Here is a 17346-nt window from a genome sequence, read left to right as displayed (position 1 = left end):
AGCTTCAGCTCGCGGTCCGAGATGTTGGTGACCGGCAGCGCATGGTCGGGGTCGATGGCGACGGACTGGCCGCGCCGCATGCTGACCTCCTCGCCGTCGATCAGGCAGCGCCCCTCGCCCGACATCACCGTCAGCAGGCTTGGCCCCAGCCCGGTTCCGTTCACTTGCAGGCTGGCCCGGCGCTCGACCGTCATGATCCGCATGTCATGCCCGGTGTCGACGGCTACCGTCTCGATCCGGCCCCAGGGCATTTCGCGCAGCCGGTGGCTGTCCACCTCGCGGCGCCGCTCGGCCTTCAGCCGCTCGACCAGGGCCTTCACCTCCTGCGACTGCGCCCGCTGCGTGACCAGCAGCGCATCCGGCGTGTCGATCACCACCGCGTCCTGCATCCCGATCACCGCGACCAGCCGTCCCTCGCTTTGCACCAGCGAATTCCGGGTGTTCAACGCCACCACGTCGCCATGCAGCACGTTGCCGTCGCCGTCGCGGTCCGACACCGCATGGACCGCGTTCCAGGCCCCGACGTCGCTCCACTCCACCCCTTCCAGCGGGGCCAGCGCGATGCAGGGCGTGCGCTCGAACACCTGCCGCTCGGTCGGCTCGTTCGCCGCGCGGCGGAAGGTGGCCTCGTCCAGCACGATCCCCAGCGTGCGGATGTCGGCCGCCGCCACCGCCGCCGTGACCGCCGCATGGGTGGTCGGGTCCAGGCGCGCGAACTCGCGGATCAGGGTATCGGCCCGCATCAGGCTGATCCCCGAGGCCCAATAGACCCCGCCCGCGGCGATCAACCGCTCGGCCTGGTCGCGGCAGGGCTTTTCCACGAACTGCCCCACCTGGCGCAACCCCGGATGACGCTGGCAGGGCCCGCCGTCGGTCAGATAGCCATAGCCGGTCTCCGGATAGGTCGGGACCACGCCGAAGCTGACGATCCGGCCCTCCTCGGCAGCAGGGCGCATCGCGGTGACGGTCGGGTTCAGGTCGCCCTTGATCATGTGGTCGGAGGGCAGGACCAGGATCACCGCCTCGGGGTCGGCCCGCACCGCGCAGATCGCGGCGGCCAGCACCGCCGGGCCGGTGTTGCGCCCGACCGGCTCGCCGATCACCTGGCCGCGCAGCTGCACCTCGTCCAGCTGGCGATGCACCAGCGCGGCCTGACGGGCATTGGCCACCACGACCGGAGCCGCGAAGGCGCCGCCGCGGTGGCGTTGCAACGTGGCCTGGAAATAGGTCAGGCTGCCCTTGCCCTGCGTCGGCTGGAACTGCTTCGGCTGGTCGACCCGGCTCATCGGCCACAGGCGGGACCCCATTCCGCCGCACAGGACCACGGGGACAATCGGATGGGTCATGGCACTTTCGCCTCTGCTGCGGGAAGCACCCTGTCGGCCAGCCGCGAGAGCGGCCGGATCAGCCCCGGCACCGGATAGCGCAGCGTGACCTCGGCCAGCTGGCCCAGCCGGTCGGCGGGCAGCGGCTCGGCCGGGACCAGCCGGAACGGCACCGGCGCGCCCGGCGCAGCCGATCCGATGCCGCCCGGCGCCAGTCCCGCCGCGACATGCAGGCCATCGGCAAAGCGCAGGTCCACCCCGCTCGCCCGCGCCAGGTCCAGCATCTCCTCGGGCAGCGCAAAGCCGGTCACGACCAGCCCTGCGTCCGGGGCCGAGACGCGCAGCACCGGATCGCCCGCAAAGACGGTCGAGCCTGCCTCGACCCCCAGCACCTCGACCCGGCAGTCGCAGGGCATGGCGACCGACAGCACCTGCCCGGTGTTGGCCCGTATCGCATAGGCCACCTCGCCCGGTTTCGCCTGCGGATCCAGGAACTCAACCTGCCCGGTCGCCGTCGCCGCCAGCGTGCGACCGTCGAACCCGGCCACCACCGGGGTCGCCAGCCGGTGTGTGAAGACGCGCTGGAACAGCTTGCCCGCCACCAGCCCGACGAGCGCCGCCGTCAGGACCAGCAACAGAAGCATCCCGCGCAGGCGGGGCAGGCGGCGCGCGGCCTGCCCCGCCCCCGGCTTTGCCGCCACCGGGCGCACCGCGATGGCCTGGCCCAGCGTGACCAGATCGCCCGCGATCCAGGCATTGACCAGGTGGCGCAACTGCGGCAGGTGCTCGCCCGTCGGGTCAAGGAAAACCAGCGCCGCCGTGCCTCGCGCCGCATCCGCCTCCTGCATCCGCACCTCGACCGGCAGGCCCACGGTGAACCCCTGGAACCGGAAGACCAGCCAGGCCATCCGTTCCAGCCCCGCCATGTGCGGGTCGATCAACCCGGCGATTTCCGCCCGGACCAGCGAAATTCCCCGGCCCTTGTACTGCCGTCCGTCGATCTCGACATGGAACGGCATGGCGATCACCGGATGATCGGTCGGCCCGGCAAGGGGCAGGTCCGGCACCTGGCGCTGCGAAGACGAGAGGGCGTGATCCAAGGTTCGCTCCTTTTCCGGGCGGATTCAGACAAGCCCCGACAAGAGCATGACCCCGAAGGTCAGCCAGCCGAGAGCCAGGGCATGCACATAGGTCGAGCCGAAGGCGCGCAGCCCCGCGCCGGGGGTGGCCTGTCCCGCGCCTTCGGTGGACTGGCGGGTCCAGCGCTGGCGATCCAGCCGGAACAGCACATGGCTTTTCACCGCCGCGCCGACGATCTGGCCGAAATACAGCAGCAGGGGCCAGGTGATCGGGAAGCCGCGACCCCGCACTGTCGCCAGCACCCAGCAGAACAGGTAGCGCGTCGCCATCACCCAGGCGAGATAGGCCGGAAGCACCATCGGCTCGACGAAGACCGCCGCAAGAAGCATCGAGATCGGCCCGGCCAGCGTGGTCCAGATGCCGATCTTCTGGTCCAGGATCGACCACCAGGTGAACAGCCCGATCCGCTGCGGCCCCAGCGCCAGCGCGCGGGAATTGGTGCGCAGCATGTTGCCGAACCAGCGGATCATCAGCGTGACGGCGCTTTCGGCAAAGCCGGGCTTCGGCTGGCTCTCCAGCGAGATCGAGGTCACATCGGGCAGGTACAGCATGCGGTAGCCGCGTTGCAGCAGCCAGAACCAGGTCGACTTGTCGTCGCCGGTCAGGAAATCCACCCGCCCCAGGCGCCAGTGATCGATGTGGTCATGCTGCACAAGGCGGATGAACTCGGGCCGGGTCGCCAGGTCGGCCCGGAAGATCGACATGCGGCCGGTCAGCGTCAGCACCCGGCCCGAGAGCCCGGCCGAACACATCATCATCTGCCGCTGGGTGAAGCGCAGGGCGAACCAGTCGGCGAACAGGCCCGGTACGCTGATTTCGGCGGCCTCGTCGGTGGTCAGCGCGCCCACCTTCGGATCGCTGAAGAACGGGGCCGAGGCGTCAACGATGTCCTCGGGCACGCAGCTGTCGCCGTCGACCAGATGCAGGATGTCGCGCCGCGACGGGGCCTGCCCGGCGATCAGCCGCAGCGACCGGGCCAGCGCATCCCGCTTTCCCGTCCCGGGGATCTGGTCGACGACCAGCCGCACTCCCTGCATCGGCACGTCCATCGCCGCGTGAAGCTGCCGGATCAGCCGGGCATCCGCCGTCTCGACCACCGAGGCGATGACGGTGGCGCCCCCCGGCGCTGCCGCCGCCGCACGGAACAGCGCCCGGTAGACTCGCCGCGTCGTCTCGGTGTCGATCCGGTAGCTGGTGATCAGGAACCAGGCATGGCCCTGAACCGGGCTGGCCGCATGGGCTGCAAGCGCCCGCGCCTTCAACCGCGGATAGGCCCGCGCCCGATACCAGGCCGCGCGCAGGAAGTTGACCAGCGCCCAGCCATAGCGCCAGGCCCCGATCGCCCCCACCACGATCAGCCCGTTCGAGACATGCCCCAGCGCCCCTGGCGGGATTGACAGCACCAAGAGGGCCAGCACCGCCAGGTAGCACATGTGACCAAGGACAGTGGCCAGCGCGCGCATCACCAGCAGATCCCCTCGTAGCTGCCCGCCGACCGCTGGCCCGGCAGGATCCGCGCCAGGTCGATCATCGGGCGGTTGCCCAAAGCCGCCTGCAGGGGCGGGATCGCCTCGTCATAGCGGTTGCCGACCAGCACGATTTCCGAGCCTTCGATCAGTTCGTCGATGGTGCCCACCAGCCGCTGCCCCAGGCCGATATCCTCGCTCAGGCCCCGGCCCGGCGCGGGGGCGTCATTCGCCAGCGCCTCGGTGACGAAGGGGTCATAGACCCGCAGGTCCAGCCCGCGCCGGATCAGTCGGCCCGCCAGTTCCGCCAGCGGGCTTTCCCGCAGGTCGTCGGTGCCGGGCTTGAAGCTGATGCCGACCATCCCCACCCGGCGCTTGCCCGTGGCCTCGATCATCGCCTCCGCCCGGCGGACCTGCGCCGCATTGGCCGCCAGCACCGCCTCCAGGAGCGGTGCGGCAACTCCCCGCCCCGCCGCAAAGGCGCGCAAGGCCCGGACGTCCTTCGGCAGACAGGACCCGCCGAAGGCAAAGCCGGGGCGCAGGAAATGGGGGCTCATGGCAACCTTGTGGTCGGAACAGAGGACCTGCATGATCCGCTGCCCGTCCAACCCGGCCGCCTTGGCAATGTTCCCGATCTCGTTGGCGAAGCTGACCTTCACCGCCCGCCAGGCGTTCGAGGTGTATTTCACCATCTCCGCCGTCGGCAGGTCGACCATGTGGCTCTCGCAGGGCAGGTCGCGGTTCAACCCGGCCAGCAAGGCCCCCGTCGCCGCATCCAGCGCGCCGAAGACGATCAGGCCGGGGTCCAGGTAGTCGCGGATCGCCGTGCTTTCGCGCAGGAATTCCGGGTAGTAGCCCACCCCGAAATCCTGCCCCGCCACCCGGCCCGAGGCCGCTTCCAGGATCGGGATGCAGACCCCCTCCATCGTCCCCGGCACGATGGTCGACCGCATCACCACCGAGTGAAAGCCCGGATGCCCCGCCAAGGCGCGCCCGATCGCCTCCGACACCGCCCGCACCTGGTCCAGCCCGATGGACTCGTCCGCCGCGCTCGGCGTTCCGACGCAGACGAACGAGGCCTCGCTCTCCCGCACAGCCCTTTGCGCATCGGTGGTGGCCCGCAGGCGCCCTGCCTCCACCATCGCGGCGATCAGGTCCGGCAGCCCCTGCTCGACGATCGGGGACCGTCCCGCCGCAATGGCCGCGACCTTGCCGGGGTCGGCATCGACCGCGATCACCTGATGCCCGTCCCGCGCCAGGCACGCGGCCGAGACCGCGCCCACATAGCCAATTCCGAACACCGCGATCCGCGCCATTTCCGCTTGTCCTTCCTGTCAGCGATGCGGCAGGTGCAGCATCCCGAAACAGCCTAGGCACGGGTGGCAATGCGGAAAAAGTCGGGCAAAGACCCCACAGGATTCGCCCGGATTCCGGGGTTTTCCCCCACAGGACCACCGGAACCTGACAGGCGTAAACGGGTGGTGTAAGGAAAAGACCGACAGGCGATCCTGCGACTGCAAAACCGGCCCGGCCACCGCTTTCCGGCGGCTTCAGGGCGGTCTGGCCCGCCGGTTTCCGGCCTATCCAGGCGGAACGCGGGGCGAATCGACCCAGCCCTGCGCGATGGCGAATTCCACGATCTGCCGCCGCCCGGAAAGGTTCAGCTTGCTGGACCCGCGCGCCTTGTAGGTCTCGATCGTCTTGCAGGACAGGTCCAGTTCCTTGCCGATTTCCTTCATCGACTTGCCATGCGCCACCGATTTCAGCACGAACAGTTCGCGCGCGGACAGGCAGGCCTCCTGCACGGGGGCGGGCGGGGTCTCCTCGTCCGGGTCGGGGGCGATGGCCGCCGCGAAGGCCGCGTCGATGAAGATGCCGCCCTGCGCCGTGGTGGCGAGAGCGACCTTCAATGTCTCGAACGACACCGTCTTCGGCAGGATTCCGCGGAAACCCGCCGCGATGCAGGCGCGCGCCAGCCGGTCGGACAGCGAGCTGCAATAGCCCAGGACCGCACGTGCACGGCAGCCCAGCTTCCGCATCATTTCGGTCGGGCAGGATTCGGTCTGCCCCGGATCGAGGATGATCACGTCCAGCTCCCCCGCCGCGTCCCAGGGCCCGGACGGTCCCACGACCAGGACCCGGGCCGCAAAGCCCGGGTCCTGAAGCAGAAGCACGGCCAGGCCATCCGCCAACAGCGGATTGGCATCAATGATCGCGATGCTCAGGCCTGGCCCCGGCGCTGTCATCGCGGTCTCGACTGGACGATGGGGTCGATCGGCATGGCGGTGGCACCCTCCCGAGGGACTTCGCCAGCCCATAACAGACGAAATGGCCGGATGTTCCCAGCCCGGCCGTCCATCCACCGCAGGTTGCGCGGCGGAACCGGCGATTTCTGGCCGATCCCCTTGGCCCTGTCGCGCAGGAAAGCGTCAGAACGTGCCGACCGCGCCGCAGATCGCCTGCATTTCCGCCAGGTCGTATCCCGCCGGAACCGTGGCCGCCGTGCCGGACTCGGACCCGGCCGTTCCGGTTGCCGGTGCGGTTGCACCCGCCTCGGCGGTCGCACCGCCCTCGGTCGGCGCGGCCCCGTCGGCATGGGCGGCCAGGAAGGCCTCGCAATCGGTGCGGATCATGGTCTGGTCTTCCGGGCTCAGCGACTGCCAGCCCTTCGCCAACTCGTCCGCACTGCGCCGGGTTGCGCTGTCCGCGCCGGTGAAGAAGGTCGTCCCGACCGACAGGGGCCAACTGGTCCCGAACATCTCGCCCGTCGCACCCGCAGTGGCCGTGCCGGAAGCGTCACCCTGCGTCGTCGTCTCGGTCTGGGCCAGTGCAGCCCCGGCGCACAGCACCGCGACCGGCACGGCAAGCATGACCTGTTTCATCTTTCGTCCTTTCCATCCTTTGCATGGGGGACGCAGCCCGCCTGCTCGCGGTCGCGCCTGGCCGGAAGTCGCCAGACCCCGCAACCGGCAGGTCGGGGCATTGTTCCCCCGCACCCGGGGAAACCGCCGTCAGACAGGCACGTTCAGGCTGTGTTTCACCCGTTTCAGCGTGAAACTGGTGTTGATCGACTGCACGTTCGGCAACTCGACAATCGCGTTCTTCACCGTCGCCTCGTAGTGGCGGACGCTGGTGGCGATGACCTGCAGCACATAGTCGTATTCGCCGCTGAGCGAATAGCACTGCATCACCTCGGGCACCTTCGCCACCGCCTCCTCGAAGGCGCGCAGCCGGTCGCGCTGGTGGTGGGAAATCTTCACGAAGCACAGGACCAGGATCTCGAACCCCACCGCTTCCGGGTCGACGACGAAGCGCTTCGGGCTGATCGCGCCGGTTTCCTGCAGGCGCTGCAACCGCCGCCAGCAGGGCGAATGGCTAAGGCCCGCGACCTCGCCCAGCTCGCGCAGGGTCAGGTCGGGCTGGTCCTGCAAGGCGCGCAGGATGCGCCGGTCTGGCTCGTCAAGGTCCATGCGAGTCCTTTTGCGACAGGTTGGCGGGGCAGGGCGGGCCACAGCAACATGTTACCACAAGAGATGCAGGTTGTGATACGCTGTTCCAATCTGGCGGGCAATCGGGCCGGGATTGGCGACCCTGTTTCCGCTGACCTGTCCTAGGCTGATCTCAGGACGGTCCGGTCATCCGGGCCGGGGGGAGCACGGCATGGTCCTCACGCTGGACGACAAGTACACGGCGGAAAGCGGCTCGGTCTATCTGACCGGGACGCAGGCGCTGGTCCGCCTGCCGATGACCCAGATGCGCCGCGACCATGCTGCGGGGCTGAACACTGCGGCCTTCATCTCGGGCTATCGCGGCTCACCGCTTGGCGGCTATGACCAGCAGCTTGTGAAGGCGCGGAAGCATCTCGACCGGCATGGTATCGTGTTCCAGCCCGGCCTGAACGAAGACCTCGCCGCCACCGCCGTCTGGGGCAGCCAGCAGGTGCAGCTTTCGCCCGGCGCGCGGAAGGATGGCGTTGTCGGCCTCTGGTACGGCAAGGGGCCGGGGGTCGACCGTTGCGGCGACGTGTTCAAGCACGCCAACGCGGCGGGATCGGCGGCGCTGGGGGGCGTGCTGGCGATTGCGGGGGATGATCACACCTGCAAATCGTCGTCGATCCCGCACCAGTCGGACCACGCGTTCATCTCGGCGCTGATGCCGATGCTCTACCCGTCTTCGGTGCATGAATTCCTGGAGATGGGCCTCCTCGGCATCGCCATGTCGCGGTTCTCCGGCTGCTGGGTCGGCTTCAAGGTGATCTCCGAGACGGTGGAGATTTCCTCGGTCATCGACCTGGCACAAGAGGCGCGAAGCTTCGTCCTGCCGCCGGATTTCCAGCTTCCCCCCGGCGGGCTGAACCTGCGCTGGCCCGATCCGCCCTTGGTGCAGGATGCCCGGCTGCAGGAACAGAAGGGCTATGCCGCCATCGCCTTCGCACGGGCCAACGGGGTGGACCGGCTGATCGTCCGCCATCCGGGCGACCGTTTCGGGATCGTCGCCTCGGGGAAGGCCTATGAGGATGTGCGGCAGGCCCTGGCCGAGCTTGGCCTTGGCCCGCAGGAACAGGCGGCCATCGGGATCAGGCTCTACAAGGTGCGGATGCCCTGGCCGCTGGAGCCCGAGGGGATCAGGCATTTCTCCGAAGGGCTGGAGGAAGTGCTGATCGTCGAGGAACGCCGCGAGATCATCGAGAACCAGATCAAGGAACAGCTCTTCAACTGGCGTGCCGACGTCCGTCCCCGCATCGTCGGCAAGTTCGACCACGAGGATCGCCCCTTCCTCGGCCTCTCTGCCGGGCTGACCGTGGCGACCGTCGCCGGGGCCATCGCGGAACGGCTCTTGCACCTGGACCTGCCCGAAGGGCTGGCCGACCGCCTGCGCGCAAGGGCCGACCACCTGCACGCCGCCGAAGCCCGCGCGACGGCCCATGTCCCCCCGGTGCTGCGCCTGCCGCACTACTGCCCCGGCTGCCCGCACAACACCTCGACCCGCGTGCCCGAAGGCTCGACCGCGATGGCCGGGATCGGCTGTCACTTCATGGCGCAATGGATGGACCGGCGGACCGAGACCTTCACCCATATGGGCGCCGAGGGCGTGCCCTGGACGGCGATCCGCCACTTCACCGACGAGACGCATCGCTTCGTCAACCTCGGCGACGGGACCTTCTTCCATTCCGGCCATCTCGCCATCCGCCAGTCGGTCGCGGCGGGGGCCAGCATCACCTACAAGATCCTGGTGAACGACGCCGTGGCGATGACCGGCGGCCAGCCGATCGACGGGGAACTGACCCCCGAACAGATCACCCACCTGATGCACGACGAACGCGTCGCCCGCATCGTGCTGATGTCCGACCGCCCGGATGTCTACCGGCCCGCCGACCTTGCCCCCGGCACCGAAATCCGCCACCGCGACGCGATCGACGCGGTGATGCTGGAGCTGCGCCAGGTGCCTGGCGTCACCGTCATCGTCTTTGAGCAGACCTGCGCCGCCGAACTTCGTCGCCGCCGCAAGCGGGGCGAGGCGACGGACCCCGACCTGCGGCTCTGGATCAACCCCGCCGTCTGCGAGGGCTGCGGCGACTGTTCCGTGCAATCGAACTGCATCGCCGTCGAGCCCCTGGAGACCGACCTCGGCCGCAAGCGCAGGATCAACCAGTCGGCCTGCAACAAGGATTATTCCTGCCTCAAGGGCTTCTGCCCCTCTTTCGTCTCGGTCCACGGCGCAACACTCCGCAAGGCCCCGGCAAGAGCTGGCACCGACATCGCCACTTTGCCCGACCCGACCCTGCCGCAGATCGACCGCGCCTGGAACCTGGCATTGGCCGGGGTCGGCGGCACCGGCGTCCTGACGATCAGCGCGATCCTTGGGATGGCCGCGCATGTCGAGGGCAAGATCCCGATGGTCCTCGACATGGCGGGGCTGGCGCAGAAAGGCGGCGCGGTGATGAGCCATGTCCGCATCTCGCGCCCCGACCGCCCCGTCGCCGCCCCCCGCATCGCCGCCGGTTCCGCCGACCTTCTCATCGCCGCCGACCCGGTGGTGGCCGCCTCGAAAGAGGCGATCCTGCTCTGCGCGCCCGACCGGACCACGGTGATCCTGAACACCCACCTCGCTCCGGTCTCCGACTTCACCCGCCAGCGCGACTTCGACTTCCGCCAGCCGCAGGTCATGGCCAGCATCAGCGCCGCCACCCGCACGCGCCATGTCCACGACTTCTCGGCGCTGGCCAAGGCGCTGACCGGCGACGAGATCGGGGCGAACCTGATGATGCTGGGCCATGCCTGGCAAAGCGGGCTGGTGCCGCTGGCCCGCGAGTCGATCCTGGAGGCGATCCGCCTGAACGGGGTCGCGGTCAAAGCCAATAGCGAAGCTTTCGACTGGGGCCGCCGTCTGGCCCACGACCCCGCCGCCGTGACCGCGCTGGCGCATCCGCCACAGGCGCCGGAACCGCTGACCCTCAGCGCCCTGATCGACGCCCGCGCCGCCCACCTGCGCGCCTGGCAGAACGAGGCGCTGGCCACCCGCTACCGCGCCGCGCTGGACCGGCTTCCGCCCGACGAAGCCCTGCGCCGCAGCGTGGCCGAGGCCTATGCCAAGGTCCTCGCCCCCAAGGACGAATACGAGGTTGCGCGCCTCTACAGCCTCCCCGCCTTCCGCGAAGGGCTGGAGGCCGAATTCGCGGGTGGCTACCGTCTGTCGCTGAACCTCGCGCCGCCTTTCCTGCCCGGCACCGCCGCCGATGGCCGCCCGAAGAAGCGCAGCTTCGGCCCGTGGATCTTCCCCGCCCTCCGCCTGCTTGCCCACCTGAAACCCCTGCGCGGCACCTGGGCCGACCCGTTCCGCCACAGCGCCGACCGCAAGCTGGAACGCCAGCTTCCTACGCTTTACGAAGCCGACCTCGCCCGCGCGGAGCATGTCACCCCCGACACCCTGCCGCTGATCCGTGAACTTCTCGGCTTGCCGCTGCAGATTCGCGGCTATGGTCCGGTGAAGGAAGCAGCCTTTGCGAAACAGATGGCACGGCGGGCGGAACTGCTGGCCACGCTTGACGGCAACCCCGTGGCGCTGGCCGCGGAATAGGAAGGACCCGGCATGTTTCTGGCATCGATGAACTTCGACCTTGGCCCCGAAATCGACGCCCTGCGCGAGATGGTCCACCGCTGGGCGCAAGACCGGGTCAAGCCGATGGCCGCCGCCATCGACCGGACCAATGCCTTCCCGCCCGAGCTGTGGCCGGAACTCGGCAACCTTGGCCTTCTTGGCATCACCGTGCCGGAGGAATACGGCGGCGCGGGGATGGGCTATCTCGCCCATACCGTCGCCATCGAGGAGATCGCCCGCGCCTCGGCTTCGGTCTCACTGTCCTACGGCGCGCATTCCAACCTCTGCGTCAACCAGATCAAGCTGAACGGGACCGAAGCACAAAAGCGCAAATACCTGCCTGGCCTGATCAGCGGCACCCATGTCGGCGCGCTGGCGATGTCCGAGGCCGGGGCGGGCTCGGACGTGGTGTCGATGAAGCTTCGGGCGGAAAAGCGGAATGGCTACTACGTCCTGAACGGCACGAAATACTGGATCACCAACGGGCCGGATGCCGATACGCTGGTCGTTTACGCCAAGACCGACCCCGAGGCCGGATCGAAGGGGATCACCGCCTTTCTGGTCGAGAAAACGATGAAGGGGTTCAGCACCTCGAAGCACTTCGACAAGCTGGGGATGCGCGGGTCGAATACGGCGGAGCTGGTGTTCGAGGATGTCGAGGTTCCGTTCGAGAACGTGCTGGGCACCGAGGGCAAGGGCGTGCGCGTGCTGATGTCGGGCCTCGACTATGAGCGCGTCGTGCTGTCCGGGATCGGCACCGGGATCATGGCCGCCTGCCTGGACGAGATCATGCCCTACATGGTCAGCCGCAAGCAGTTCGGGCAGCGGGTTGGCGACTTCCAGCTGATGCAGGGCAAGATCGCCGACATGTATACCAAGCTGAACTCGGCCCGCGCCTATGTCTACGCCGTCGCCCGTTCCTGCGACCGGGGCCAGGTCACACGGGCCGATGCCGCAGCCTGCGTGCTTTACGCCTCGGAAGAGGCGATGGTCGTCGCGCATCAGGCCGTGCAGGCGATGGGCGGGGCCGGGTTCATGAACGAAACCCCGGTCAGCCGGTTGTTCCGCGACGCCAAGCTGATGGAGATCGGCGCCGGCACCAGCGAAATCCGCCGGATGCTGATCGGGCGCGAGATGATGGGAGCGATGGGGTGAGGTCGTTCGTTGTGTTCTTTGTTCTTGGGCTCGCCCTTGCAACCGATGCAAGGTCTGAAGACCTCCTGACCGACAATCAGATCAATGCGATGAAGGGCTGTGTGGAACAAGGCAAGGGAACTGCATGCATAGGCCTTTTCCTCGATGATTGCGAAGAACGAGCTTCCGAAAAAGTTGCGCCGAGCGCATTGAAGGCAGCAACGTGGTGCTTGGCCGAAGAGGCCGACTTCTGGCAAGATATTGCCGGAATTTCGTTGAGCGAACCGTCGCCTGACATTTGTCCGACCGATTTGTCTGAGACCGAGCATTCGGAACCCTGGTCAATCAATCTACGCGACAACGAGATCGCAAAGTGCAGGCGAAATAATCTCGCGCGGCAAGCCTTGGCTGTTATAGGAGAAGGCCGTGAACAGTTAACGGATCAGCAATCCCTGGAAGCAAGCGTTGAGACTTGTTTTGGCCAAGCCATCACGTCAGGCGATCTGACGTGTGTGGGCACTGCATCGCGCCATTGTCAATCCATTTCTGATGGCGGCCAGACCACGCTTGGAATTGTGGGCTGCAATGGACTCGAATATGTCGCCTGGAAAATCATTCTCGATACCGAATACAAGTCTGCACTTCGCGTCGCGTCAGAATCGGATGCCGCTGAGCCATCGCCGCCTGAGAACGCTACAGACGCGGTCTGGAACTCTCAGCGAACCTGGTTGGCTTTTCGTGACGCCCAGTGTGCAATGGAATATGCCAAATGGGGACACGGTAGCATGAGAAACATTGCGTCGACGTTGTGCCTTCTGCACATGACCGCTGAAAGAGCGGTGTCCCTCCGAAACTGGTATCAAGGCGAGCAAGATGAGCCATGATTCTTACCTCTTCCGCCTCTCCCAGATCTGCCAGCTTCCTTGCCAACCGCGAGGCCAACCTTGCCGCGCTGGAGGTCGTGCGGGCCGCGGCTGGCCTGGCCCTGGCAGGCGGCGGCGACCGGGCGCGTGAGCTGCACCGCAGCCGGGGCAAGCTTCTCCCCCGCGAACGGATCGACCGGCTTCTGGACCCCGGCTCGCCCTTCCTGGAGATCGGCCTTTTCGCCGCGCAGGGCATGTACGACGGCGCCAGCCCGTCCGCCGGGCTGATCGCTGGGATCGGCAGGGTCGAGGGGCAGGAGGTGATGGTCGTCTGCAACGACGCCACGGTGAAGGGCGGCACCTATTTCCCGATGACGGTCAAGAAGCACCTCCGCGCGCAGGAGATCGCCGCCGAGAACCGGCTGCCCTGCGTCTATCTGGTCGACTCGGGCGGGGCGAACCTGCCGAACCAGGACGAGGTCTTCCCCGACCGCGACCATTTCGGGCGCATCTTCTTCAACCAGGCCAACATGTCCGCCGAGGGCATCGCGCAGATCGCCGTGGTCATGGGCTCCTGCACCGCCGGGGGGGCCTATGTACCCGCGATGTCCGACGTGACCATTATCGTGAAGGATCAGGGCACGATCTTCCTCGCCGGACCGCCGCTGGTCAGGGCCGCGACGGGCGAAGTCGTCAGCGCCGAGGAACTTGGCGGGGGCGATGTCCACACCCGGCTCTCCGGCGTGGCGGACCTGCTGGCCGAGGATGACGCCCATGCCCTCCTCCTCGCCCGCCGGGCTGTCGCCAGCCTGAACCGGCGCAAGTCCGCGCCTGTGGTCCTGCAAGCACCCGAACCCCCGGCCTATGACCCTGATGAGCTGCTGGGCATCGTCCCCGCCGAGACGAAAACCCCCTACGACATCCGCGAGGTCATCGCCCGCACCGTGGACGGCTCGCGCCTTGACGAATTCAAGCCGCGCTACGGCACCACCATCGTCTGCGGCTTCGCGCATGTGATGGGCATTCCGGTCGGGATCATCGGCAACAATGGGGTGATCTTTTCCGAAAGCGCGCTGAAGGCCGCGCATTTCGTGGAGTTGTGTTCGCAGCGCGGTATCCCGCTGGTGTTCCTGCAGAACATCTCCGGCTTCATGGTGGGCAAGACGGCGGAGAACCGGGGCATCGCCAAGGACGGGGCCAAGCTGGTGACGGCGGTCGCCACCAGCCAGGTGCCAAAGGTCACGCTGATCGTCGGCGGGTCGTTCGGGGCGGGAAACTACGGCATGTGCGGCCGGGCCTATGGCCCGCGCTTTCTCTGGACCTGGCCGAACAGCCGGATCTCCGTCATGGGCGGCGAACAGGCGGCAGGCGTCCTCGCCACCGTCCGGCGCGACGCGATCGAGCGCAAGGGCGGTAGCTGGTCGCCCGAGGAGGAAGCCGCCTACAAGCGCCCCACGATCGAGATGTTCGAGCGCCAGTCGCACCCGCTCTACGCCTCTGCCCGGCTTTGGGACGACGGCATCATCGACCCGCGCCGCAGCCGCGAGGTGCTGGCGCTGTCGCTCTCCGCCACGCTGAACGCGCCGATTCCGCCCACCCGCTTCGGCCTCTTCAGGATGTGAGCCCATGTTCCAGAAGGTCCTGATCGCCAACCGGGGCGAGATCGCCGCCCGCGTCATCGCCACCGCGCGCCGGATGGGCATCGCCACTGTCGCCGTCCATTCCGACGCTGATGCGACGGCGCTCCACGTCACGCTGGCCGACGAGGCCGTCCGCATCGGCCCCGCCCCCGTCGCCGAAAGCTACCTGAACGGTCAGGCGATCATCGCCGCCGCCCTCCGCACCGGAGCGCAGGCGATCCACCCCGGCTACGGCTTCCTGTCGGAAAACCCCGGTTTCGTGGACGCCGTCGAAGCGGCTGGCCTTGTCTTCATCGGCCCCCCCGCCAGCGCCATCCGCGCGATGGGCCTGAAGGACGCGGCCAAGCGGCTGATGGAAGCGGCAGGCGTCCCCGTCGTGCCCGGCTATCATGGCGAGGATCAGGACCCCGAACGCCTTGCACGCGAGGCCGAAGCCATCGGCTACCCCGTGCTGATCAAGGCCCGCGCCGGCGGCGGCGGCAAGGGGATGCGTCTGGTCGAAGACCCTGCCGCCTTTCCGGCCGCGCTGGAAAGTGCCGCCCGCGAGGCGCAGGCCAGCTTCGGCGATCCCGCCTGCCTGATCGAGAAATACATCTCCTCGCCCCGTCATATCGAGGTGCAGGTCTTCGCCGACACCCAGGGCACCACCGTTCACCTTTTCGAACGCGACTGCTCGCTGCAACGCCGCCACCAGAAGGTGATCGAGGAAGCCCCCGCCCCCGGCATGACCGCCCCCGTCCGCGCCGCGATGACCGCCGCCGCCATCCAGGCCGCGCGCAGCATCGGCTACCGGGGCGCGGGCACCGTCGAGTTCATCGCCGACGGCTCCGGCCCGCTGCGCGAGGACGGGTTCTGGTTCATGGAGATGAATACCCGCCTGCAAGTGGAACACCCGGTTTCCGAGGCGATCACCGGCCTTGATTTCGTCGAGTTGCAACTGCGCGTGGCCGCAGGCGAACCCTTGCCCTTCACGCAAGAGGACCTGCATATCGAAGGCCACGCCATCGAAGCCCGCCTTTACGCCGAAGATGCCGAGCGCGGCTTCCTGCCCGCGACAGGCCAGCTGACCCACCTCGCCTTCCCCCCTGCCACCGCCTTCCGGCGCGGGCCGGTCCGGGTGGATGCCGGGGTCCGGCAGGGTGACGAGATCACCCCCTGGTACGATCCGATGATTGCCAAGGTGATCACTCACGCCCCCGACCGCAGCGCCGCGCTTCACCTCCTCGGCCAGACCCTCGACGCCACCCGCATCGCGGGTTCGACCACCAACCTCGCCTTCCTCGCCGCCCTGACCCGGCACCCGGACGTGCAGGCGGGCAAGGTCGACACCGGCCTCATCGCCCGCGACCTTGGCCTTCTCGCCGCCCGCCCCCCGCTTCCGCCCGAGGCCCCGGCGCTGGCGGCCCTCGCCGCGCTGGACCTGCTCGATCCACCTACCGGCGCCGACCCGTGGGATGCCCTCACCGGCTGGCGCGGCTGGTCGAACGCGGAAAGCTTCGTGACGCTGGACCACCGGGGCGAGAACCATGCGCTGAAGATCGAACATCTTGGCCAGGGCCGCTTCCGGGTGACGGACGGGGCCGACACCACAGCCCTCACCCTGCTCGCCAACAACGGCGACCTACGCTTCGAAAGCGGCGGGCTGATCCGCAGCGCCGGTGTGGCGCAGACCGCCGACACGATCACCGTTTTCCTGAACGGCCAGTCGTTCGGGTTCCACCCCGTCCTGCCGCAAGGCGAAACCGGCCATACCCACAGCGGCGACGCCATCAGCGCCCCGATGCCGGGCCTTGTCGCCAAACTGCACACGACGCCCGGCGCGACCGTCACCAAAGGCGACCCGCTCGTCGTGCTGGAGGCGATGAAGATGGAGCACATCCTGACCGCCCCGCGCGATGGCCGCATCGCCGAAGTGCTGGTGATCGAGGGCGATCAGGTCAGCGACGGCACCACGCTCGTCCGGCTTGAGGGCGAAGATGCCTGACCGCGTCACCCTCTACGAAGTCTCGCCCCGCGACGGGTTGCAGAACGAAGCCCGGCAGGTGCCCACCGCCGACAAGATCCGCCTCGTCGACCAGCTGTCCGCCTGCGGCTTCACCCAGATCGAGGTGACCAGCTTCGTCAGCCCGAAATGGGTGCCGCAGATGGCCGACGCCGCCGAGGTCATGGCCGGAATCACCCGCCGCCCCGGCATCGCCTACGCCGTGCTGACCCCGAACCTGCAAGGGCTGGAGCGGGCCTTGCAGGCGAAAGCCGATGAGGTCGCGGTCTTCGCCTCCGCCTCGGAAAGCTTCTCGCAGAAGAACATTAACTGCTCGATCGCCGAAAGCCTGGACCGTTTCCGCCCGGTGCTGGAACGCGCCGGGGCAGAGGGTATCCCGGTGCGCGGCTATGTCTCCTGCGTCACCGACTGCCCCTATGAAGGCCCCATTGCGCCGGATGCCGTGGCAAAGGTGACCCAGGCGCTGCACCAGATGGGTTGCCATCAGATCAGTCTCGGCGACACCATCGGCCACGGCACGCCCGACACCATCGGTCGGATGCTGGACGCGGTTCTGTCCGCCCTGCCCGCCGACCAATTGGCCGGGCACTATCACGACACAAGAGGCACGGCGCTGCGCAACATCGCCACCAGCCTCGCCAAGGGCCTGCGGGTCTTCGACGCCTCGGTGGGTGGCTT

13 protein-coding genes are annotated in these 17346 nt (G+C 68.1%); 6 read left to right on the top strand and 7 right to left on the bottom strand.

The annotated features are described in order from the left end of the window. From ACE3P6_RS06310 to ACE3P6_RS06280, 7 genes are all read right to left on the bottom strand, one after another. Positions 1–1346: mannose-1-phosphate guanylyltransferase (locus ACE3P6_RS06310; protein ID WP_374392835.1), on the bottom strand; the 1346-nt coding region annotated here is incomplete at its 3' end. Continuing rightward, on the bottom strand, positions 1343–2425 hold the full coding sequence (locus ACE3P6_RS06305) for a hypothetical protein (RefSeq protein WP_374392832.1): 1083 nt from the start codon (positions 2423–2425) through the stop codon (positions 1343–1345). The genes ACE3P6_RS06305 and ACE3P6_RS06310, both read right to left, overlap by 4 nt. Before the next feature lie 24 nt (positions 2426–2449). Beyond that, entirely contained in the window at positions 2450–3928 is a 1479-nt protein-coding gene (locus ACE3P6_RS06300) for a glycosyltransferase (protein ID WP_374392838.1), read from the bottom strand. After that, a complete protein-coding gene (locus ACE3P6_RS06295) occupies positions 3928–5247 on the bottom strand; it encodes a nucleotide sugar dehydrogenase (protein ID WP_374392829.1) in 1320 nt (439 codons plus the stop codon). The genes ACE3P6_RS06300 and ACE3P6_RS06295 overlap by 1 nt, the downstream gene beginning before the upstream one ends. A 264-nt stretch (positions 5248–5511) precedes the next feature. Further along, entirely contained in the window at positions 5512–6177 is a 666-nt protein-coding gene (locus tag ACE3P6_RS06290; RefSeq protein ID WP_374392826.1) for a DNA-binding response regulator, read from the bottom strand. Positions 6178–6360: 183 nt separating this feature from the next. Then, complete coding sequence (locus tag ACE3P6_RS06285) at positions 6361–6813, bottom strand: hypothetical protein (RefSeq protein WP_374392823.1); 453 nt, start codon at positions 6811–6813, stop codon at positions 6361–6363. A 129-nt stretch (positions 6814–6942) separates the two neighbouring features. Continuing rightward, positions 6943–7401 (bottom strand): Lrp/AsnC family transcriptional regulator, encoded by a 459-nt coding sequence (locus tag ACE3P6_RS06280; RefSeq protein ID WP_374376263.1) that lies wholly within the window; start codon positions 7399–7401, stop codon positions 6943–6945. A gap of 190 nt (positions 7402–7591) precedes the next feature. Here ACE3P6_RS06280 and ACE3P6_RS06275 point away from each other — a divergent pair, with 190 nt between their 5' ends. From ACE3P6_RS06275 to ACE3P6_RS06250, 6 genes are all read left to right on the top strand, one after another. Beyond that, positions 7592–11008, top strand: a complete 3417-nt coding sequence (locus ACE3P6_RS06275) for an indolepyruvate ferredoxin oxidoreductase family protein (protein ID WP_374392820.1) — start codon at positions 7592–7594, stop codon at positions 11006–11008. 12 nt (positions 11009–11020) lie between these two features. Continuing rightward, positions 11021–12184 carry an isovaleryl-CoA dehydrogenase gene (locus ACE3P6_RS06270; protein ID WP_374392818.1) on the top strand — a complete coding sequence of 388 codons (1164 nt, stop codon included), beginning with the start codon at positions 11021–11023 and terminating at the stop codon, positions 12182–12184. Continuing rightward, entirely contained in the window at positions 12181–13047 is an 867-nt protein-coding gene (locus ACE3P6_RS06265; protein WP_374392814.1) for a lysozyme inhibitor LprI family protein, read from the top strand. Before ACE3P6_RS06270 ends, ACE3P6_RS06265 begins: the two co-directional genes overlap by 4 nt. After that, positions 13044–14648, top strand: a complete 1605-nt coding sequence (locus ACE3P6_RS06260) for a carboxyl transferase domain-containing protein (RefSeq protein ID WP_374392812.1) — start codon at positions 13044–13046, stop codon at positions 14646–14648. The genes ACE3P6_RS06265 and ACE3P6_RS06260 overlap by 4 nt, the downstream gene beginning before the upstream one ends. A 4-nt stretch (positions 14649–14652) precedes the next feature. After that, positions 14653–16650, top strand: coding sequence for a biotin carboxylase N-terminal domain-containing protein (locus ACE3P6_RS06255; RefSeq protein WP_374392810.1), 1998 nt, complete (start codon positions 14653–14655; stop codon positions 16648–16650). Then, on the top strand, positions 16643–17346 hold a 704-nt coding region (locus ACE3P6_RS06250; RefSeq protein ID WP_374392808.1), incomplete at its 3' end, for a hydroxymethylglutaryl-CoA lyase. The genes ACE3P6_RS06255 and ACE3P6_RS06250, both read left to right, overlap by 8 nt.

The sequence above is a fragment of the Tabrizicola sp. genome, from assembly GCF_041911175.1.
Lineage (GTDB): Bacteria > Pseudomonadota > Alphaproteobacteria > Rhodobacterales > Rhodobacteraceae > Tabrizicola.
This window is presented reverse-complemented; position numbering and strand designations above follow the sequence as displayed.